Origin of the sequence: Kitasatospora sp. NPDC059722 (assembly GCF_042733235.1) — a bacterium.
Lineage (GTDB): Bacteria > Actinomycetota > Actinomycetes > Streptomycetales > Streptomycetaceae > Kitasatospora.
Window position 1 is genome coordinate 3,634 of sequence record NZ_JBHWGD010000185.1, and the last position, 306, is coordinate 3,939.

The 306-nt window shown below is 76.5% G+C and carries 1 protein-coding gene; it reads right to left on the reverse strand.

The window, feature by feature from the left end; all coding sequences use genetic code 11:
* Positions 1 to 31 precede the first annotated feature (31 nt).
* Positions 32 to 306 (reverse strand): hypothetical protein (locus tag ACFV4F_RS41760; RefSeq protein WP_380510984.1); only part of this gene is annotated, 275 nt, incomplete at its 5' end.

A 306-nucleotide genomic window follows, 5' to 3' on the forward strand; every position in this document is an offset into this window, starting at 1 on the left:
GGGGGGGGGGCCCCGCCCCCCCCCCACCGCCCTAGCGTTGTTCCAGAGCCGGCCCGTTCGGCGGCCGGGAGAGTTCCAGGATCGCCAGCGCGATCCCGGCGCCCTGGTCGCCCAGCCGGGCGGCGTAGCGGCGCAGCATGGCGTTCTCCTGCGCGAGGCTGGTGGTCGGCAACCCGGCGGCGCGGCGGCTGAGTTGGTGGCCGCGGGCCAGCCGGATGCGGTGGACCAGTTGGGCGATCAGCTGCTCGTCGAGCTCGCTGAGCTCGCTGAGTTCGGCCGCGGCAGCGTACGCGGTGCCCTCGGCGG